General features: G+C 76.3%; 22 protein-coding genes. 5 read left to right on the top strand and 17 right to left on the bottom strand.

Annotation, left to right across the window (positions count from 1 at the left end; translation table 11 throughout):
• Window positions 1-25 precede the first annotated feature (25 nt).
• From ACQP12_RS18730 to ACQP12_RS18720, 3 genes are read right to left on the bottom strand one after another with little or no spacing between them, the layout of a single operon-like run.
• The gene (locus tag ACQP12_RS18730; protein ID WP_433280544.1) at window positions 26-1,462 is read right to left on the bottom strand and encodes a hypothetical protein; all 1,437 of its coding nucleotides are present in this window, start codon (window positions 1,460-1,462) and stop codon (window positions 26-28) included.
• Between the two features lie 8 nt (window positions 1,463-1,470).
• Window positions 1,471-1,998: a hypothetical protein gene (locus ACQP12_RS18725; RefSeq protein WP_433280542.1), complete on the bottom strand. Its 528-nt coding sequence runs from the start codon at window positions 1,996-1,998 to the stop codon at window positions 1,471-1,473.
• Between the two features lie 13 nt (window positions 1,999-2,011).
• On the bottom strand, window positions 2,012-2,596 hold the full coding sequence (locus ACQP12_RS18720) for a hypothetical protein (protein WP_433280541.1): 585 nt from the start codon (window positions 2,594-2,596) through the stop codon (window positions 2,012-2,014).
• Between the two features lie 107 nt (window positions 2,597-2,703).
• On the opposite strand from ACQP12_RS18720, the gene ACQP12_RS18715 reads away from it, so the two are divergent.
• Window positions 2,704-3,633 (top strand): diacylglycerol/lipid kinase family protein, encoded by a 930-nt coding sequence (locus ACQP12_RS18715; protein ID WP_433280538.1) that lies wholly within the window; start codon window positions 2,704-2,706, stop codon window positions 3,631-3,633.
• A 3-nt stretch (window positions 3,634-3,636) separates the two neighbouring features.
• Here ACQP12_RS18715 and ACQP12_RS18710 read toward each other — a convergent pair whose 3' ends face one another.
• The 4 genes from ACQP12_RS18710 to ACQP12_RS18695 form a co-directional block, all read right to left on the bottom strand.
• On the bottom strand, window positions 3,637-3,906 hold the full coding sequence (locus ACQP12_RS18710) for a hypothetical protein (RefSeq protein ID WP_433280536.1): 270 nt from the start codon (window positions 3,904-3,906) through the stop codon (window positions 3,637-3,639).
• Window positions 3,907-3,922: 16 nt separating this feature from the next.
• Window positions 3,923-4,321, bottom strand: a complete 399-nt coding sequence (locus tag ACQP12_RS18705) for a DUF2267 domain-containing protein (RefSeq protein WP_433280535.1) — start codon at window positions 4,319-4,321, stop codon at window positions 3,923-3,925.
• 102 nt (window positions 4,322-4,423) lie between these two features.
• Window positions 4,424-5,167: a L,D-transpeptidase family protein gene (locus tag ACQP12_RS18700; protein ID WP_433280533.1), complete on the bottom strand. Its 744-nt coding sequence runs from the start codon at window positions 5,165-5,167 to the stop codon at window positions 4,424-4,426.
• 81 nt (window positions 5,168-5,248) lie between these two features.
• On the bottom strand, window positions 5,249-5,587 hold the full coding sequence (locus ACQP12_RS18695) for a hypothetical protein (RefSeq protein ID WP_433280531.1): 339 nt from the start codon (window positions 5,585-5,587) through the stop codon (window positions 5,249-5,251).
• A 128-nt stretch (window positions 5,588-5,715) separates the two neighbouring features.
• Here ACQP12_RS18695 and ACQP12_RS18690 point away from each other — a divergent pair, with 128 nt between their 5' ends.
• The 4 genes from ACQP12_RS18690 (at window position 5,716) to ACQP12_RS18675 (ending at window position 9,353) form a co-directional block, all read left to right on the top strand.
• Window positions 5,716-6,468 (top strand): dienelactone hydrolase family protein, encoded by a 753-nt coding sequence (locus ACQP12_RS18690; RefSeq protein ID WP_433280529.1) that lies wholly within the window; start codon window positions 5,716-5,718, stop codon window positions 6,466-6,468.
• A 52-nt stretch (window positions 6,469-6,520) separates the two neighbouring features.
• The gene (locus tag ACQP12_RS18685) at window positions 6,521-7,156 is read left to right on the top strand and encodes a maleylpyruvate isomerase family mycothiol-dependent enzyme (RefSeq protein ID WP_433280527.1); all 636 of its coding nucleotides are present in this window, start codon (window positions 6,521-6,523) and stop codon (window positions 7,154-7,156) included.
• 79 nt (window positions 7,157-7,235) lie between these two features.
• Window positions 7,236-8,558, top strand: coding sequence for an FUSC family protein (locus ACQP12_RS18680; protein WP_433280525.1), 1,323 nt, complete (start codon window positions 7,236-7,238; stop codon window positions 8,556-8,558).
• Window positions 8,559-8,639: 81 nt separating this feature from the next.
• The gene (locus ACQP12_RS18675; RefSeq protein ID WP_433280523.1) at window positions 8,640-9,353 is read left to right on the top strand and encodes an RraA family protein; all 714 of its coding nucleotides are present in this window, start codon (window positions 8,640-8,642) and stop codon (window positions 9,351-9,353) included.
• 14 nt (window positions 9,354-9,367) lie between these two features.
• Here ACQP12_RS18675 and ACQP12_RS18670 read toward each other — a convergent pair whose 3' ends face one another.
• The 10 genes from ACQP12_RS18670 to ACQP12_RS18625 form a co-directional block, all read right to left on the bottom strand.
• On the bottom strand, window positions 9,368-9,994 hold the full coding sequence (locus ACQP12_RS18670; RefSeq protein ID WP_357946945.1) for a response regulator transcription factor: 627 nt from the start codon (window positions 9,992-9,994) through the stop codon (window positions 9,368-9,370).
• Window positions 9,991-11,247 (bottom strand): sensor histidine kinase, encoded by a 1,257-nt coding sequence (locus tag ACQP12_RS18665; RefSeq protein WP_433280520.1) that lies wholly within the window; start codon window positions 11,245-11,247, stop codon window positions 9,991-9,993. Before ACQP12_RS18665 ends, ACQP12_RS18670 begins: the two co-directional genes overlap by 4 nt.
• A gap of 9 nt (window positions 11,248-11,256) precedes the next feature.
• Window positions 11,257-11,739: an ABA4-like family protein gene (locus ACQP12_RS18660; protein WP_433280518.1), complete on the bottom strand. Its 483-nt coding sequence runs from the start codon at window positions 11,737-11,739 to the stop codon at window positions 11,257-11,259.
• Window positions 11,736-12,668, bottom strand: coding sequence for a hypothetical protein (locus ACQP12_RS18655; protein WP_433280516.1), 933 nt, complete (start codon window positions 12,666-12,668; stop codon window positions 11,736-11,738). Before ACQP12_RS18655 ends, ACQP12_RS18660 begins: the two co-directional genes overlap by 4 nt.
• Before the next feature lie 107 nt (window positions 12,669-12,775).
• On the bottom strand, window positions 12,776-13,177 hold the full coding sequence (locus tag ACQP12_RS18650; RefSeq protein ID WP_357946957.1) for a VOC family protein: 402 nt from the start codon (window positions 13,175-13,177) through the stop codon (window positions 12,776-12,778).
• 15 nt (window positions 13,178-13,192) lie between these two features.
• On the bottom strand, window positions 13,193-14,380 hold the full coding sequence (gene dinB / locus ACQP12_RS18645; RefSeq protein ID WP_433280514.1) for a DNA polymerase IV: 1,188 nt from the start codon (window positions 14,378-14,380) through the stop codon (window positions 13,193-13,195).
• A 38-nt stretch (window positions 14,381-14,418) separates the two neighbouring features.
• Window positions 14,419-15,336 carry an NADP-dependent oxidoreductase gene (locus tag ACQP12_RS18640; RefSeq protein WP_433280512.1) on the bottom strand — a complete coding sequence of 306 codons (918 nt, stop codon included), beginning with the start codon at window positions 15,334-15,336 and terminating at the stop codon, window positions 14,419-14,421.
• Between the two features lie 99 nt (window positions 15,337-15,435).
• The gene (locus tag ACQP12_RS18635; protein ID WP_357946964.1) at window positions 15,436-15,930 is read right to left on the bottom strand and encodes a DUF2231 domain-containing protein; all 495 of its coding nucleotides are present in this window, start codon (window positions 15,928-15,930) and stop codon (window positions 15,436-15,438) included.
• A gap of 55 nt (window positions 15,931-15,985) precedes the next feature.
• Window positions 15,986-18,136, bottom strand: coding sequence for an amylo-alpha-1,6-glucosidase (locus ACQP12_RS18630; protein ID WP_433280510.1), 2,151 nt, complete (start codon window positions 18,134-18,136; stop codon window positions 15,986-15,988).
• A gap of 42 nt (window positions 18,137-18,178) precedes the next feature.
• Window positions 18,179-18,925 (bottom strand): ABC transporter permease, encoded by a 747-nt coding sequence (locus tag ACQP12_RS18625; RefSeq protein WP_433280508.1) that lies wholly within the window; start codon window positions 18,923-18,925, stop codon window positions 18,179-18,181.
• Between the last annotated feature and the right edge of the window lie 41 nt (window positions 18,926-18,966).

Here is an 18,966-nt window from a genome sequence, read left to right as displayed (position 1 = left end):
CCACCCGGCCCAGCGCCGGCCCGGTTCACCGCGGGGCGTGTCCGCAGATCGGGACGCTCGGCACCACCTCCTCGTTGCGGTAGACGTCGCTGTGCCAGCTCGGGCCGGCGGTCGCCGCGACGGGCGGGATCGCCGGCGCCCGGGAGGGGCTGAGCAGGCTGAGGAACTTGTTGATCACCTGGACGACCGGTTCGAGGATGCGGTAGCCGACGCCGAACGTCGCCCGCACCCCGATCCCGACCCCACGGCACAGGGCGTACGGGGCGCCGAGGGCGGAGCCCAGCGTGGCCCCGTACGAGGTGGTCAGCTCGAAGTAGACGCCGGCGGTGAACAGGAAGGCGCTGATGCCGACGGTGAACCGGACGCCGTGGCGGATCACCAGGCCCATCACCCCGACGGGCACGCCGGTGAGCGAGTTGAGCAGGCTGCTGCGGCGCTGGAACGACCTGTCCACCCGCGGGCCGACGCTGCCGTTGGCCCAGCCGAAGCCGAGCTTGCCGGCCAGCGCGTACTCGCCGGAACCCTTCACGGTGCCGCTGCGGGCGCCGAACGCGGTGGCCACCTCCAGGGTCTGGGTCACCGTGAACGACAGCGGGATGCCGGCGGCGAGTCCGATGGGAAAGGAGATGTCGACCGGGACCGGGAACACCTTCTTGTGGTTGCGGCCGTCGGAGATGCCGCCCTCGAAGTCCACCTTGATCCCGAAACCGCCGGTGATCTCCAGCTCGGCCCGGGTCACCGTGCCGCCGCCGATGTCCAGGTGGAAGGAGGCGTCCGGCCGGGCGAAGGTGAGCGTCACCGTCCCGACGAGGCGCACGCCGCCGTCGTCGTACGCGAAGTGCGCGCCGACGCCGTCCGTGCAGCAGGTGGTGTAGAGCTGGTAGCCGTGCGCCCGGGCGTCGCCCCGGCCACCGCGCTGCGGTGCCGGCTGCGTGCCGGGGGCGCTCGGCGCCAGCAGCGGGCGGCTGCGGCCGAGGGTGCGCCGCGGCGCCGGCGGCTCCTCGGCCCACGACGGCTCGCCGGCCGGGTAGACGACCGGGTCGTCGAGGGTCAGGTCGCGGGACGCGAAGCTGCCGTCCCGGACGACCTCGGTGATGTCCACCGGCCCGATGGTCACCAGCAGGTCGCCGCCGGATTCGGCCAGGTCCAGCACCCGGCCCACGCCCCGCCCGGTCACGAACATGACCTTTCCGGGGGCGAGCCGGTCGGCGTTGCGGGCGGCGGCGTCCAACCGCCAGGTGAGCCCGTCGGCGCTGACCGAGCGCACCGACCGGCCGCCCCCGCCCACGATCACCACGTCCGGTTGCAGGGTGACGTCCGGTCCCGGCGCCGGCGCCGGCCCGTAGCGCAGATCCGCCTCGCCGCCCGCGCCCGCGGCCCCGCCGCCGGCCCGGAGGCTGTCGCACCCGGTCAGCGCGAGCAGCACGGCGACCGCGGCGGCGAGCAGCCGGCGGCCGGGCACCGGCCGCCTCACATCCGCCCGGCGACGGTGCGGGCGAGGGCGCGAAGCGGCTCGCGGTTCTCCTGCGGGTCGTTGAGCCGCAGGAGCCGCACCGCCACCCAGACCTCGCCCCTCCTGATGAAGAACGCCTCGGCGGTGAGGTGCGCCTCGTCGCCCACCCCGGCCAGGGGCAGCACCTCGTGTCCCAGCTCGCGCTCGATGTCGAGGTACTTCTTCGCGCCGTCGCCGACGTACACCTCCACCTGGGCGGTGGGGCCGGTCACCGGGGCGGTGTAGGTGCACGACTCCCGGACCGGCACCGCGACGTCCACCGGCGTGCCGGCGAGCCGCCGCGCGTCGGCACGGGAGACCAGGGCGCAGGCGTCGGGCAGCGCGGCGGACGGGGCCACCTCGGTCGCCTCGGGCGTGGGTTCGGCCGGCGCCGCGGCGACCGGGGGACCGGCGGCGGCCGGCGGCTCGTCGGGGCCGCCGCACCCGGCGGTCAGCGTGAGGAGGGCCGCCGCGAGGGCGAGCGTCGGCAGGAGACGGGTACGCACCGGGAGCCCCCTCTCAGGCCGGGATCGCCTCGAGCAGGCGGCGCAGCGTCTGCTCGTAGCCGGCCACGTCGGTGCCGAGGCTGCTCAGGGTCAGGGTGTACGCGCCCTTGTCGCTGATCAGCACGGCCTCACCCGTGACGTCCTTGGCGGCCAGGTACGACTGGTCGCCCCGGTCGAGGTCGACCACCCGCCCGTACCGCTTGCCGGCCTGCTCGTGCTGGTAGTCGAAGGTCGCCCGGCCAGCCGTCGCCGAGGCCGTGGTGACGGTCAGGCTGGCCACCCCCTTGCCGTCGCCGAACAGGCAACTGCCCTCGTCCCGCATCGGCTGGCCGAGCAGGTCGGACACCTGGGTCGCGGTGAACGGGCACGGCGGCCGGACGGTGCCCGCCGGGTCGGCGGCGTCGTCCCCGCCGGTGGTGTCGTCCCCGGCGTCGGCGTCCACTCCCGCCGGTCCGGCGGTCGGGGTGTCGCCCGCGTCGTCGCAGGCGGCCGGCGCGAGCAGGGCCAGCAGGAGCAGGGGCAGCAGCCCGAGCCGGGCGGCGCGGGCGGTGCTCGGTCGAGTGCCGGTACGGGCCGGCGGAAGCGCGTGACGTGCCATGCGCCCGACGCTAGGGCGACGGTGACGGCCGGTAATCGGGTGTTTCCCTATGTCGTGACCCGCCGGCTGCCACCGCCGCGGCGGATCGGCGGATAGGGTCGGGAACCGTGCGGACCAAGCAGGAGCTGGGGGCGGCGATCCGGGAGCGGCGGCGGGCGGCGCTGGTCGTCAACGCGCACTCCCGCCGGGGCCGCCGGCTCTACGAGACGGTCCACTCCCGACTGCGGGCGGCGGGTTTCACCCTGCTCGGCGCCTATCCGGTGGACCGGCCCGGCGAGCTGGACCGGGTGCTCGCCGAGGCCGCCGGCCTCGGCCCGGACCTGCTGGTCGCCGGGGGTGGCGACGGCACCATCGGCGCGGCGGCCCGGCTGCTCGCCCACCGGGACCTGGCGCTCGGCCTGCTGCCGCTCGGCACCACCAACAACTTCGCCCGCACCGTCGGCGTCCCGCTCGACCTCGACGCCGCCGTCGGGCTGCTCACCGACGGCAAGGTGATCGACGTCGACCTGGGGCTGATCGGCGACACCCGGTTCACCAACCACGTCGGGATCGGGCTGTCGGCCGACATCATGCTGACCGCGCCGCCGCGGCTGAAGCGGGTGGTGGGGCGGCTCGCGTACCCGCTGACCGCGCTGGGGTTGCTCGCCCGGCACCGGCAGCTGCGGGTCACCGTGCGCGCCGAGGGGCGGGAGCACGGCTTCGACACCCACCAGGTGTACGTGGCCAACGGCGGCTTCCACGCCGGCCGGCCGATCACCGCGGACGCCAACGCCGACGACCGGCTGCTGGTCGCGTACCCGGTGGGCGGGCCGACCCGGCGCGGCCTGCTGCGCGAGACGGCGCGCAACGCGTCCGCCGGGCACCGCCGCACCCTCGGCGACGAGCCGTTCCTGGCGGTCCGGCAGCTCTGGCTGGAGACGGACCGGCCCGCGCGGATCGAGGTCGACGGGGAGCCCTACGGCGAGACGCCGGTGCGGATCGGGCTGGACCCGAACGCGCTGCGCCTGATGGCCGCGGCGGACAGCCCGGACCGCTGAGCGTCAGGCCCAGCGCTCCTCGTCGGGCAGCGGGATCTCCTGGTTCTGTTCCACCGCGTCGGCCGGCGTGAGGTCGTCGCGGACCGCGTCCGCCAGGCTGGTGCGGTCGCTGGGCGGGCTCAGCACGCCCTGCTCGGCCAGGTCCGCCTCGGTCGCCTCCGGCACCGCGTCCGCGATCGTGTCCGGCGGGCCGACCAGCGTCTCGTCCTGCCGCTGCTCCTGGGCGTCGGCCTCCGGGGGCCGGCGCAGCGGATCCTCGTCGCCGATGCTCATCGCGGTTCCCCGCCCGTCACCGGCTGCGCTGGACGTAGGGCGCGGTCTGGTCGGTGACCTCGCCGTACTCGGCCGGAAGCTGGGCCACCGCCTGCGCGTACCCGGCCGGGTCCACGGCGTCGCGGAGCACGTCGAACACCGCCGTCACGCCGTCCTTGGCCCGGCCGACGTCGATGTCGGCCCGCCCGCTGACCCGGTCCAGGAACACGTCGAGCCCGAACCGCTCGCCGGTCTCGCTGCCGCCGAACGCGTACGCCCGCAGCGCCTCGGGGAGCCGGTCGGCCAGATCCCGGGCCTCCCCGCCGTCGATCCGTTCCGCAAGTGTGGTCAACGTGGCCCTTGTGACGGCCGTGGCCTGCTCCGACGACATGCCGCAGCGTTTCGCCACCGCGCCGATGAACTCGTCCTGGTCCACCTCGACGCCTCCCTCTCGGCTGGGAGAAGCCGTCTTCCCGCGCTCCGCCCCCGCAAACGACGCGGCGGCCCCGGACGCACCGGGGCCGCCGTCGGGTGACCGTCAGCGGTAGACGTGCACCGGGGTGCCGACGCCGATGGTCGCCCAGAGCCGGTTCATCGCCGGGACGGGCACCCGGACGCAGCCGTGGCTGGCCGGGTAGGTGGGCACGGAGGTCGCGCCGTGCAGCGCGTAGCCCCGGTAGAAGTAGTTCGGCCGCCACAGCAGGCCGAGGTCGCTCTGCCGCCAGCCGTCGATGCGGCGTTGCACCGTCCAGGTGCCGGTCGGCGTGGGGGTGCTGGCCTTGCCGCTGGAGGCGTCCAGGATGCGGACCACCGCCCCGCCCTTGGCCAGGTAGACCACCTGCCGGGTGAGGTTGGCCTCCACCGAGTAGCCGGAGTGGGTGTACTTCGGCTTGGGGACGACCGGACGGTCGAGCGCCGCCCAGGTGCGCGGCCCCACGATGCCGTCGCGGACCAGGCCGTTGACCTTCTGGAAGGCGACGACCGCGTGATGCGTCGACGGCCCGAAGATGCCGTCGACGCCGCCCACGTCGTAGTGCAGGGCGGTGAGCCGCGTCTGCAGCGTGCTGACCGCGGCTCCCCGGGAGCCCTGCCGCAGCATCGGCCGGCTGGTGGCGGCGAGCGTGACGGCCGAGGCGGCCGGGGCGGCCGAGGCGTGGGCGGGGGCGGCCGAGGCGGCGGCGGCCGGGCCGGTCACGCCGGCCAGGCCGGCGGCGACCAGGAGGGCCGTCCCGAACGCGGCGGGGTGGCGGTGGCGCCTGGTGTGTGACGAGACGGGAATCATCGTCCCTCCCTTCCGAACTCCTACCCGGAAGGTAGTTCGCGGAAGGAGAAAAGTCCCCGCGTTAGTCCGGTTTCCGCCCGGTCAGGCGACCCGGGGCGCGGGCACGGGTGGCAGGGGTACGCGCCGGGCCGTACCCGAGACGTCGCCCGTGCGCTCCACGGCCGGGTCGGCGACCGCGGTGGCGACCTCGACGGCGGCCGTTCCCGGGCCGGCCGGGTCGCTTCCGTCGCCGGCGGCCCGCACGGCGGTGAGCAGCGCGACGAGCCGGTCCACGTCGTCGGCGGGCATCCGGAACGAGCCGCCGGCACAGCGTGCCGCTCCACAGCGACAGCACCACGGCGCCGCGGTCCGGGTGGAGCTGACCCGCAGGGTCCGGTCCTCGCCGCGCAGGTCGGTGAACAGGTCCCCGAAACTGGGCATCGGTCGCACCTCTCCCATCCATCCAGGATGCTCTCCGACCGTGCCCGGCGGAAGGGGCTTCCCGTGCCGGGCCCCGGGGGCGGGGGTAGCGTGCACCGCGGAAACCGCAGCGCAGGGAGGTCCGGAGAGTGCAGACGACGACCGTGGACGTGCCGACCGGCGACGGGGTGGCGGACGCCCTTCTCGCCCGACCCGACGGGGACGGGCCCTTCCCGGCGGTCCTGGTCTTCATGGACGCGTTCGGGCTCCGGCCGAGGATGGCCGAGATGGCCGGGACCATCGCCGCCCGCGGGTACGTCGTCCTGGTGCCGAACCTGTTCCACCGCTTCGGCCGCGCCCCGCTGGTCGACCTCTCCGGCCTGCACGACGAGAACCGGCGCGGCGCGCTGTTCGAGAAGATCTCCCCGATGATCGGCGCGCTCACCCCGGACGTCATCGCCCGGGACACCGCCGCCTACCTGGACTTCCTCGCCGCGCAGCCCGGCGTCGCGCCCGGGCCGGCGGCCGTTGCCGGCTACTGCATGGGCGGCACCAACGCCCTGCGGGCCATCGAGGCGCACCCGGACCGGATCGCCGCGGCGGCCGCCTTCCACGCCGGGCGCGTGGTGTCCGACGCCCCGGACAGCCCGCACCTGGGCGTCGGCGCGGTCACCGGCGAGCTGTACTTCGGGCACGCCGACCAGGACCCGTCGATGACCGCCGAGCAGATCGCCACGCTGGAGAAGGCCCTGGACGCGGCCGGCGTCACCTACCGCTCGGAGGTCTACGCCGGGGCCCGCCACGGCTACACCCAGTCCGACACCCCGATGTACGACGAGGCGGCCACCGAGCGGCACTGGGCCGCCCTGTTCGGCCTGCTCGACCGCACCTTCCGCCGCTGACGCCGTCCGGCGGGGGCAGCGGGGGGTGGCGGCCGGCGGCCAGAATGGGGCGGTGGAAACCGACCTGCTGCCGATGATCGCCGCCGAGCGGCGCCGGACGGCCGACCTGATCGACTCGCTCACTCCGGCGCAGCTGGACACCCCGAGCCTCTGCGGCTCGTGGACGGTGCGGGAGGTCGCCGGGCACCTGGTGTCGCCGCTTGTCGGGTCACCGTGGACGCTGCTGGGGCTGGTGCTGCGCGCGGGTTTCCGGCTGCACGTCGCCAACGCGCGGCTGGCCCAACAGATGGCCCGGCGGCCCGCCGCCGAGCTGGCCGCCGCCCTGCGCGAGCACGCTGAGAACCGGTTCCGGCCGCCCGTGGTCGGATACTTCGGCCAGCTCACCGACCTGCAGGTGCACGGGCTCGACATCCGTCGGCCGCTCGGCCTCCCCGCCGACCTGGACCCCGACCGGGCGCGCACCTCGCTGGACTTCCTGGCCGGCGGCCGGGCGGTCGGCTTTGTGAACCGGCGCCGGGTGGCTGGGCTGCGGTTCGAGGCCACCGACCTGGGCTGGGCGTCCGGGTCGGGGCCGGTGGTGCGGGGCACCGGCGAGGCGATGCTGCTGACGCTGACCGGTCGCCGGGTGGCCCTGCCGGAACTGGAGGGCGACGGCGTCGCGGTGCTGGCCGGCCGCTGGGCCGGCTGACGCCGCCCAGAACCGGCCGGCGGAGCGGCCCGCGCCGCAACCGGACGATTCACCCGCGCCGCGCCGGGTAACCGCCGCCATGGCCGACGAGCGCCCCGACACCGACCGCTCGCCTCTCGACCAAGCCGCCGAGCGAGCCGGGCGGGAGCTGGCCCACGTCCGCGCCGAGGGCTTCGCGGCGGGCCGGCTGCGGCTGCGGCAGCTGGAGCTCACCATCGTGATCGCCGTGCAGGCCGGGCTGGCCGCGGCGCTCGCCGCGCTGCTCGCCCAGCGCCTGCTCGGCTCCGGCGCGCACGTCTTCGCGCCGGCCGCCGCGGTCGGCACCATCGCCACCGCCATCGGCCAGCGGGCCCGGCGCACCTTCGAACTGCTGGTCGGGGTGGGGCTCGGCATCGTGGTCGGCGACGTACTGCGCGACCTGCTCGGCTCCGGGTCGTGGCAGACCGGCCTCGTGGTGGCCCTGGCCATCGCCACCGCGCTGCTGGTCGCCGGGCGCGGGGGCGCCCTGGTCGGCCAGGCCGGCGGTACGGCCGTGCTGATCGCCACCCTCGCCCCGGTCCAGCCCGGCCTGGAGCTACCCCGGATCTTCGACGCGCTGGTCGGCGGCCTGGTCGGCCTCTTCGTGGTGGCGCTGCTGCTGCCGGTCAACCCGCTGCGGGTGCTGGACCGGGCGACCGAGCCGGTCGTCACCGCGTTGACCGCCGAACTCGACGCCGTCGCCGCGGCGCTGACCGCCCGGGACGCCGACGCGGCCATCCGCTCGCTGGAGCGGATGCGGGGGCTCGACGCCGACGTGGGACGGCTCAACGACGCGCTCAGCGGAGCGGAGGAGGTGGTCACCCTCGCGCCGGTCCGCTGGCGCCGGCGCGCCCAGTTCCACCGGTACGCGGCCGCCGCGCAACACCTGGAGCGGGTGATCCTGTACGCCCGCTCGGTGGCCCGCCGCTCCGCCACCGCCCTGCAGTACGACGAGCCGATCCCGCCGACCCTGGCCGAGTCCGTGACCCGCCTCGGCGAGGCCGTCCGCGTCATGCGCCGCGAGTGCCGCGAGGGCGAGGGGGACCTGACCGACACCCGCCGGCTGGTCCGGGAGAGCGCCGAGCTGGCCGGCCGGGCCTGGGCGCAGGGGGTCCGCTCCTACGGCGACGGCGTGATCATCGACCTACGCACGGCGGACAGCGAGGTGCTGCGGGCCGCCGGCTGCGACCCGGACGACGCCAACCGGATGGTGCGCACGGCGGCCGGGGCGGGCGAGGCGGAACTGCGCCCGCCGCTGCGGGCGCACATGGCCCGGGCGGTTCCGCGCGACCCGCGTTCCCGGCGGCGGACCCGGGTGGCCCGGCGCCGGGGCGGCCGCCCCGACGCGTTCCGCCCGCCGACGCGCACACCCCACCCGACGTGATTCCGACCTCCCGGCGAACCGGAGCCACGGGCCGGGAAGTGGTCGCTCCCACGCACCGCTCCCGCTGGCTAGCGTCGGCCCATGAGCATCGACCGCCTAGACCTGTCCCGGCGGTTCGCCGCGCTGACCACCGCCCACGTCGCCGACGCCTGCCTGCGGGCCGCCGTCCCGGTGCGCTGCGCACCGGCCGGCGTCCGGCCGGTGCTGGCCGGTGGCCGGCTGGCCGGGCGGGTGCTGCCGGCCCGGCACGTCGGCAGCGTCGACATCTTCCTGGAGGCGATCGAGCGGGCGGCTCCCGGCGACGTGCTGGTGGTGGACAACGACGGGCGCACCGACGAGGCGTGCGTCGGTGACCTCGTGGTGCTGGAGGCACGGGGCGCCGGCCTGGCCGGCCTGGTGGTCTGGGGCCTGCACCGGGACACCGGCGACATCCGGGCCGTCGGGCTGCCGGTGTTCAGCCTCGGCGCCACCCCCACCGGGCCGCGGCGGCTGGACCCGCGGCCGGTCGAGGCACTGGCCTCGGCGCGGGTCGGGCCCTGGACGGTCGACCCCGGCGACGTGGCCCTGGCCGACGACGACGGGGTGCTCTTCGTGCCGGCCGGCCGTGCCGGGGAGCTGTTCGACCTCGCGGAGTCCATCCGGGACACCGAGCGACGGCAGGCGGACCGGATCCGGGCCGGTGAGCCGCTGCGGGCGCAGGTCGGGTTCGGGGCGTACCTGGCTGGCCGGGCGGAGAACCCGGCGCTGACCTTCCGGGAGCACCTGCGCGCGGTGGGCGGCGCCATCGAGGAGTGAGGCCGGCCCGGCGCTCAGGCGCCGCGGGCCCAGAGCGCCAGGCGCACCCGGTTGGGGCTGTCCGTCTTGGTCATGAGGCTGGTGATGTGGGTCTTGACCGTGGTGACGCCGATGTGCAGCCGGTCGGCGATCTCGGTGTTGGACAGGCCCTCGGCCACCAGGTTCAGCACGTCCCGCTCGCGCGTGGTCAGGCCGTGCACCGGCCGGGGCGCCTCGGCGCGCGCGTGCACCGCCCGCTGGACCAGCCGCCGCAGCACCTCCGGGCTGAACGGGCTGTCCCCGGCGGCCGCCCGGCGCACACCGTCGAGCAGGTCGGCGGGCGGTGCGTCCTTGAGCAGGAACCCGCAGGCGCCGGCGGTCAGCGCCGGGTAGAGGTGGTCGTCGTCGCCGAACGTGGTGAGCACCAGCACCCGGGTGGCGGGGCGTTCGGCGAGGATCCGGCTGGTCGCCGTGATGCCGTCGACGCCGGGCATCCGCAGGTCCATCACGACCACGTCGGGCAGCAGCCGCGCGGCCAGGCCGATCGCCTCCCGCCCGTTGTCGGCCTCGCCGACCACCTCCAGGTCGGGCTGGGCGTCGCAGAGCATGCGGAGGCCGGCGCGGATGAGGTGCTGGTCGTCGACCAGCAGGACGCGGATCACGCCGGCTCCGGGGCGTGCGGGCCGGCGGGCCGCGGGCGGGGCGCCGCCGGCTGGTGGGCCGGGGCGCCGGGCGGCCCGTCCGGTGCGGGGACCCCGGCCGGCAGGACGGTCCGGACCCGCCAGCCGGCGCCGGTGGGGCCGGCCTCCAGCCGCCCGCCGAGCACCTCGACCCGCTCCCGCATCCCGGTGAGGCCGTGACCGCCGCCGGCCGGCACCACGGCCGGCGCCGAGCCCCGCCCGTCGTCCGACACCTCCCAGTGGACGGATCCGTCGACCACCGCCACGGCCAGCCGGGCCCGTGCCGCGGCGCCGGCGTGTTTGGCCACGTTGGTCAGTGCCTCCTGGGTCAGCCGCAGGACCGCCTGGCCGCGCACCGCGTCCAGCGTCCCGACCGCCGGGGCGACGTCGGCCTCGACGATGACGCCGGCCTGGCGGGCCCGGTCCACCGCCGCGTCCAGCGCCGCCGGGAGCGCCGACGGCTCGATCGCGGTCAGCGCGGCGTCGCGGACACCGTCGGGGTCGCGCAGGACCGCCACCAGGCGGCGCAGGTCGTTCAACGCCGCCGTCCCGGTGCCGTGCACGTCGTCGAACACCTCACCCACCCGCGGATCCAGGTCCGGCAGCACGTGCCGGGCCACGCCGACCCGCAGCACCATCGACGCGACGTGGTGCGCCACCACGTCGTGCAGCTCGCGGGCGATGGCGGTGCGCTCGTCGGCGCGGGCGGCGCGGCTCTCCGACTCCCGCCGGCGCTGCTCGGCCGCGGCCCGCTCCTCGGCCTGCCGCGCCAGCTCCCGGGTGGTCCGGATGACAAGGCCGAGCAGCAGCGGCAGGCCCACCTCGACGGTCAGGCCGAAGACGCCGGAGAGCATCCGCCGGACCGGGTCACCGATCGAGTCGGTCAGGTCGACCGCGACCAGCAGCCCGGCGGCCAGCCAGACGGTCCGGGGCCGCTCGGCCCACATGGTCAGCTCCAGCAGCGCCCAGCTGGCCCCGACCTGGTTGATCGTCGTGTCGTCGACCAGCGGGAAGGCGACCGCCAGCAGCGCGGCCTGCGTCACCAGGTTCACCAGCGGCCGGCGGTGGAACACCAGCGCGGCGGCGAACGCGAGCAGGGCCAGCGCCCACTGCGTGGCCGTCGGCGAATGGTGGCCCTGGGCGCCGAAGACCAGGTAGCCGAGGCCGCTGAGGTCCAGCAGCAGCATCCGCGCGAGCGTGTCCCGCGCGTCGAAGAGGCGCCCCACCCAGCCCACGACGCCAGCCTAGGCGGTGGGGCCGGCAGCCGGGGTGACGGCCGGCCGGCCGCGGCCGGGAGGCGGGGTCACGGCCGGCCGGCCCCACGCGGGGCGCAGCGCCAGGTGTACGGCCAGGCCGAGCGGTCCGAGCAGGGTGGTCAGGACCAGCACCGGCGCCATGAGCAGCGCCGGCATGCCGCGATCCCGGCTGTCCCGCCACATCCACCGGCCGGCGAACAGGTCGAACCCGACCAGGTGGGCCCAGGCCGCGGCCGCGCCGTCCACACTGCCCAGCAGGTCCCGGACGCCGGCCAGGGTCGGTGCGGTGACCACCGGCAGCACTCGCCCGAACGCCGGGAGGACCAGGATCGCGTAGATCAGCAGAACGGGGAGCGCGATCAGCGGCGAGCCGACGATCCGGGCCGTCCACGACCAGCGCGGGGCCAGGATCATCAGCGCCCAGAACGGCGCGGCGACCGCGAACGTCAGGGTGAACAGCGTCCCGGTCACGCGGCCACCACCGTCTCCGGGCGGCGCTGGCCGCGGGCCAGGACCGCACCGGCGGCGGTCGCCGTGGCTGCCACCAGGGCCGCCGCGACGGCCAGGGTGAGCGCGTCCGGGCGCAGCAGCGGCTGCCCGCGCAGCGCCTGCCAGGTGAGCAGCAGCGTGGCCGCGCCGTACGCCGCGCCGGCGACGAGCAGCAGGCGGGCCCGGGTCGGCTCGTCCAGCCGGGTGGCGAGGAACCGGTTGAGCAGGATGGCCAGCAGCGGCAGCGCCTGGAGGGCGTGCAGCCCGACGAAGTGCCCGATCCGCAGGTCACCGCCGGTGGTGCTCCAGCCGACCAGGGGCAGCCCCGGCCCGCCGTCGGCCACGCCGACGCTGTGCGCCCCGCTGATCTCCTCGGCCGCCGACTCGGGCGTGCGGGTCACCATGGGGACGGCGACCAGCATGCCGAGCAGGGACAGGCCGAGGCCCAGCCGGACGGCGTACCCGGCGACCCGGTCCGCCGCGCGTCGGATCAGCGCCACGATCCCGATGACCAGTTGGGCGACGAAGAGCACCATGATCGCGATGCCCATGGCCGAGAACAGGGCGGCGTTCAGCGGCGTGGTGCCGTTGAAGTGGCTGGTGGTGCCGCGCAGCACCTGCGTGACGATGATGGCCATCTCCACCACGGCCATCGCGACGATCAGGGTGGCCGCCCACTCGGCGACCCGGCTGCGCCGCGGCAGCAGGGTGAGCATCCAGGCGAGGGTGGTGCCGTAGAGCACGAACGAGACGGCGAACTTCAGCGGCTTGAGCCAGATCGGGGCACCGGTGAGCACCCGCGGGTCGGCCACGACGCCGATGGCCGCGACGACGGTGAGCGCCGCCATCGCCGCGACGAACAGCATGAGGGGGCGGTGCCAGTGGGCCGCCCGGTTCAGCACGGTAGTCATGCCTGTAGATGCTCGTGACCGGGCCGCCCGGTCGCGCCCGACCAGCGGCCCCGATGCCGGCCGCAGGTTGGAGACGCCGCCTCCTACCCGGGGAGGAGGCGGCGCACTCAGGTGGCGTCGGCCGGCAGGGGCTGGACGAGTTGGACGGGGTTGCCGTCGGGGTCGGCCGTCCAGGCGATGAGCAGCCGGTCCAGCCACACGTGCGGGGCGGCGAGAGCCGGCGCGCCGGCCGCGGTCAGCGTCGCGTACGCGGCCGCGGTGTCGTCGGTCCAGAGGATCACGGCGGCGCGCTGCCCGTTCGGCACCGGGTCGAGCCCGTGGTCGTCGCGGGTGGACGCCACCGAGGCGATGCCGATCCGGTAGCCGTCCAGCGTCAGGTCGACGTGGATGGGCGTGCCCTCGGCGGGCACCCGGAAGGTCTCGGTGAAGCCGAGCCCGGCGTAGAAGGCGACGGCCCGGGGCACGTCCTCGCTGAACAGGATCACCTGGGGAGCGCGGAACATCGACATCGGGGGACCGTACCGTCAGTCGGGCAGCATCGGCATCTCGAGTCCGGGGTCGCGCCCGAGCAGCACCCCGCGGGTCAGCGCCCGCGACCCGAACCGGTCCCGCACCGCGTCCACGGCCTCGTCCAGCGCGGGCCCCGGGTCACGGGTGAAGGGCAGCGTGAGCTGCACGTGCCCGTCGTCCAGGTTGCCGACGGCGACCCCGATGAGGGTGACGCCCCGGGTCTCGATCTCCGGCAGCGCCGCCCGCAGCAGCGACCGGGCGGCGGCCCGCAGCGGCGCGGTCTGCGCCGTCGGCTTGTCCAGCGTGTGCGCTCGGGTGGCCCGGGTGTAGTCGGCGAAACGCAGCCGCAGGGTCACCGTGCGGCCGGTGCGCCGGGCCGCCCGCAGCCGCCCGGTCACCCGGTCGACCAGCCCGGCCAGCACGGCGTCCAGCTCGGCGGGGGAGTGCGGCTCGCGGCCCAGCGCGTGCTGGGCGCCCATCGAGGAGCGCCGGCGGCCGACCTGCACGGCACGCGGGTCGCGGTTGTGGGCGAGGGCGTGCAGGTGACGGCCGGCGCCCGCGCCCAGCAGCGACACGAGGGTGGGCTCGTCGAGGCGGGCCACCTGCCCGACCGTGCGCAGACCCCGTTCGCGCAGCTTCGCGGCGGTGACCGGGCCGACGCCCCAGAGCCGCTCCACCGGCAGCGGGTGCAGGAAGGCCAGCTCGCCCTCCGGCGCGACGACCAGCAGCCCGTCCGGCTTGGCCACGCCGCTGGCCACCTTGGCGAGGAACTTGGTCCGGGCCACCCCCACGGTGATCGGCAGGCCGACCTGCCGGCGTACCTCCCGGCGCAGCTCGGCCGCGATCCCGGCGGGCGGGCCGACCAGCCGGCGCAGCCCGCCGACGTCGAGGAACGCCTCGTCGATGCTGAGCCCCTCGACCAGCGGGGTGGTCCGCCGGAAGATCTCGAACACCGCCCGGCTGGCCGCCGTGTAGGCCGCCATCCGGGGTGGCACCACGACGGCGTCCGGGCAGAGCCGCCGGGCCTGCCGGCCGCCCATGGCGCTGTGCACCCCGCGCGCCTTGGCCTCGTAGCTGGCGGCGAGCACCACGCCGCCGCCGACGATCACCGGCCGGCCGCGCAGCCGGGGGTCGTCGCGCTGCTCGACCGAGGCGTAGAACGCGTCCAGGTCGGCGTGCAGGATGGTGGCCTCGCTCGACACGACCACATGTTCGCACAGATGTTCGAAGAATGTGCTGATCAGGGCATGCTGACCGCGAGCTTGCCCAGGGCGCCGCCGAACTCGGCCAGCGCCCGGGGCACCTCGGCCAGCTCGTAGCGGCGGTCCACGGGTACCCGGACGCGGCCGGCCAGCACGTCGTCGGCGAGCCGGTCGAGCGTCTTCCGCTCGGGCTTGCCGAGGATCGAGACGGCCGCGGGGTGCTGGTCGGGGCCGAATCCGATGGTGGAGGCCAGCCGCCCGTCGGCGGCGAGCAGCCCGGCCAGCGGCGCGCCGTCACCGGCCAGGTGCACCACCGCCGAGACGCCGTCGGGCGCGAGCGCGCGTACCTGCCCGGTCAGGTCGGCGGTGTAGTCGACCACCTCGGCGGCGCCCAGGTCCCGGACGAAGTCGGTGGCGGGCCCGGATCGGGCGGTGGCGACGACCCGGGCGCCGGCGAGCCGGGCGTACTGGACGGCCAGCGTGCCGACCCCGCCGGTCGCCCCGGCCACCAGGACCGTGTCGCCGGGGCGGACGGCCAGCGCGTCGAGCGTGTCGAGCGCCGTGGCGCCGGCCAGGCCGAGCACGCCCGCCGTGGCGAGTTCGATGCCGTCGGGCACGCGGGCTACGCCGTCACCGCCGCCCACCGTCACGTACTCGGCCCACGTGCCGTCGCCGAGGTAGGAACGCATGAGCACCCCGAACACCGGGTCGCCGACCCGGAACTCGCTGGTGCCGCCGATCGCCTCGATCTCGCCGGCGAAGTCCTTGCCGAGCACCACCGGGTACCGGTAGTCCATGGCCCCCCGCATGGCCCCGTCCGCCGCCTTTCGGTCGAAGGCGTTGATCGAGGACGCCCGCACCCGCACCAGCACCTCGTCCGGGCCGGGGCTGGGACGCGCGAGGTCGTCCCGGGCGGTCGGCGCCGCCCCGTCCCGGTCGAGAGTGATCGCCTGCATCCGCTCGTCCCTTCTCCCGCGCCCGGCGGCGCCCGGCGGCCGCCGGGCCGGGGCGGGTTTCCCGGCGGGGGAGCGGCTACACCCGGCCCGCTCGGCGGGTCAGGCGCCGCGGGCGCGGGGCCGGTGGGACAGCGAACTCGGCGCGTTCACGCCCGCGTCGTCGCTCACGCTCATCCCCAGCCGCTCGACCAGTTCGCCGCCGAGCCACCCGGTGAACCCGGCCAGCACGATGCCGGCGAAGCTACAGATCAGCGCACCGGCGTTCGGATCCCAGTTGTCCGCGCCCCGACGCAGCAGCCAGCTCACCGCGAACAGCACCAGCACGACCACGTTGCCGAGGCCGTGCGTCGCGCCGACCCGCTTGGCGCGGGTGCCGGCCGGGATGGCCCGCCAGTCGATCAGGCCGAACACCGCCGCGACCAGGCCGCCGATCACGCCGGCGGCGATGGTGTACGCGGCGGACACCTGGAAGCCCGTCCGATCGGTGATCAGGTACAGGATGTCGAAGATCACCGAGGTGGCGAGCAGTCCGAGCGGAAACACGATCAGGATGGGGTGAATTGCGTGCCCCATCGACTTCGCGCGACTCTCCATGCCGATCCTTCCTTCTCGGCCCCCAGGCGCGGCCGGATTCCCCGTCCCGTGCCGGCTACACCTCCCGGCGGGCGAGGGTGACGGCCTGCCGGGGCGCGCGGCGGACCACCGCGAGCCGGTCGCCGCGCACCCGCACCGACGTACGCCCGCCGCGCCGCCGCCGCACCGTGAGGTCCACCGTCGCGCCGCCCACCCGTACGCCCTCCAGCCGCAGGTCGGGCAGCCACTCGGGCAGGTGGGGGTCGACGAGGACCGCGCGCAGCGGCGCGGCCGGGCGCAGCGCCAGCAGGGCCTGGACCAGCGCCACCACCGCGCTGGCCGACCAGGCCTGCGGGGAGCACGAGTTCGGGTAGACCCCCGGGTGCGGGTGGGCCGGGTCCCGGGGCAGGCCGCTGAGCACCTCGGGCAGCCGGTGCTCGGCGAAGAGCGCCGCCGCGCCGAACATGCCCTCGGCCAGCCGGTGCAGGTGCGGCCAGCAGCCGTACCGGGCCAGCCCCACGCCGATGGTGCCCGCCTCCACCGGCCAGACGCTGCCCCGGTGGTAGCTGAACGGGTTGTAGGCCGGGTGCTCCGCCGACAGGGTGCGCACCCCCCAGCCGCTGAACATGTCCGGCGCCAGCAGCCGGTCGGCCACCCGCTCGGCGACCCGGGCCGGCACGATGCCGGTGGCGAGCAGGTGACCGTCGTGGGAGTTGGTCGAGCGGACCGGGCGCTTGTCCGGCCCCAGCGCCATGGCGTAGCAGCCCCGGTCCGGCAGCCAGTACGCCCGGTGGAACCGCCGGCGCAGCGCCCGGGCGCGGGCCAGCAGGGCGGCGCCCCGGGCCGGGTGGCCGGTCACGGTGAACACGACGGCGGCGTGCCGCAGGGCGGCATACCAGTAGCCCTGCAGCTCGCTGCTGGCGATCGGGTTCGGCACCACCTCGCCCCGCTCGTCGACGATCGCCGTGTCCGAGTCCTTCCAGCCCTGGTTCTTCAGCCCGCCCGGGGAGCGGCAGTGGTAGTCGAGGAAGCCGTCGCCGTCCGGGTCGCCGTACCGGTCGATCCACGCCAGCGCCCGGCCCGCCGTGGGCAGCAGCTCCCGCACGGTGTCCAGGTCGCCGGTCCAGGCCAGGTACTGGCCGAGGAACACCAGGAAGTCCGGCGCCGTGGACCAGTCGCCGTAGTAGGCCGTGAAGGGGTTCAGCCCGAGCTCGGAGACCGGCCCCTGCCGGGCCTCGTGCAGCGGCTTGCCGGGTTCCTCGTCCCGCCAGTCGTCCAGCCGCCGGCCCAGGTGCTCGGCGTTGAGCCGGAGGCTGTCGGCCAGCATGGTGGGGCCGGCCAGCAGCGCCTGCCAGGAGGCGGTCATCGTGTCCCGGCCGAAGATCTCCTGGTAGATGGGCAGGCCGGCGATCGGCGCGGTCGGGCCGGCGGGCTCGCCGAGCGGCAGCACGGCCAGGTCGCGCACGGCGCACCGCCAGGCCGCCGTGACGTCGAAGTTGCTGCTGGACAGCCGGGCCAGCTCGGCGTCCAGCCGCGCCCGGGCCCGGGCGGCCGGGTCGTCGGGCTCGGCGTAGGTGGCCGGGGGCGCGGGCAGCCGGGTCCCGTCGAAGACCGGCTCGACGAGCAGGTCCACGCCGGCGGTGCCGCCCGGCGGCACGGCCAGGTCGACGGTGAACCCGCCGTCGGCGTACGCCACCGGGGCGTCGGCGCGCAGCCGGACGGCCACCGCCCGGTCCAGGCCCTCGTGCCGGTAGCCGAGCAGCAGCTCGGCCGCGTCCGGATCCCACCGGGCACGCACCTCGCCGACCTGGAGCCGGCGGCCCGCCTCGGCCTCACTGGTGTCGGCGAAGTCCGCCTCGACCGCCACCGCCAGCCGGAACCGCAGCGGCTCGGCGGCGTAGCTGACCACGGTGAACCGGCTGCGCAGCCCGGGGCCGACGAACCGCTCGACGGTCAGGTACGCGGCCCGCGACGGCAGCACCTCCCCGTCGCCCAGCTCCGCGTAGGAGAGCTGGGCGTGCCCCCGCACGTTGGCGGTGGCGAACGGCGCCGGCTCGCGGCCGTCCACGGTGATCCGCTCCCGGTTGAGCACCCGGGTGTTGCGGGCGAAGAAGCCCTGCGGGTCCGTCCCGGTGATCCGGCCGCGCACGTCGGTGACGAGCGTGCTCCACCCGCTCGCCACGTAGAGCAGATCGGGCCGGACGCGCAGGTTGCCCACCCAGGTCATCCGCCCGCCGTTACCCGTTGGCGCCCCCGCTACACCGCGGGGTCAGGGCGCGGTGCGGGCCCGGTCCCGGACGAGCAGCTCGACGGCCACCGCGATGGCCACCGCCTCCACGGCCAGCAGGGTGAGCAGGATCAGCAGCTGGGTGGCTCCGGCGCGGACCGGACCGGCCCCGCCGAGCAGCACGCCGACGAACGCGCCGGGCAGGGTGACCAGCCCGACCGTGCGGGTCTGGTCGAGCGCCGGGACGAGGGCCTGCCCGGCGGCCGGGCGGCAGATCTCCAGCGCGGCGTCGCGGGGGAGCAGCCCCAGGGCCAGCCCCGCCTCGTACTCGCCGTGCCGGGTGCGCAGCTCGTCGAGGGTCCGCCGGCCGGCCAGGCTGGTCGCGGTCATCGCCCCGCCGATCAGGATGCCGGCGGTCGGCAGCACCACGAGCGGGGTCGCCGGCAGGGCCCGGCTCGCCAGGAGCACGGCCAGGCTGGGCGCCACCCCGGCGGCGATGGCCAGCGGGGCGACCCGGGCCGGCCCCTCGGCGCCGATCCGCCGGCGCGCGGTGAGCGCGGCGACGGCGTACATGAGCAGCACGAACGCGGCGGTGCTCCACCAGGCGCGGAGCACCGCGACGATGACCACCGAGACGGCGCCGAGCTGGATCGTGGCCCGGGCCGCCGCGGTGAGCACCGTCCGGGCCCGGCCGAGCCCGGTGAGCCGCAGCACGGCGGCGCCGGCCAGGGTGAGCGCGGTGAGCGCGACGACCAGCGCCGGGCCGATCGGTACGGTGCCACCGCTCACCCGGTGATCGTAGGCCGGTGGCCGGCCGGCGGGTGCGGTCC

This window comes from Micromonospora sp. CA-244673 (assembly GCF_050948395.1).
Lineage (GTDB): Bacteria > Actinomycetota > Actinomycetes > Mycobacteriales > Micromonosporaceae > Micromonospora.
Note: the sequence above shows the minus strand (reverse complement) of the source record. Positions and strands in the feature narration are given on the sequence as shown.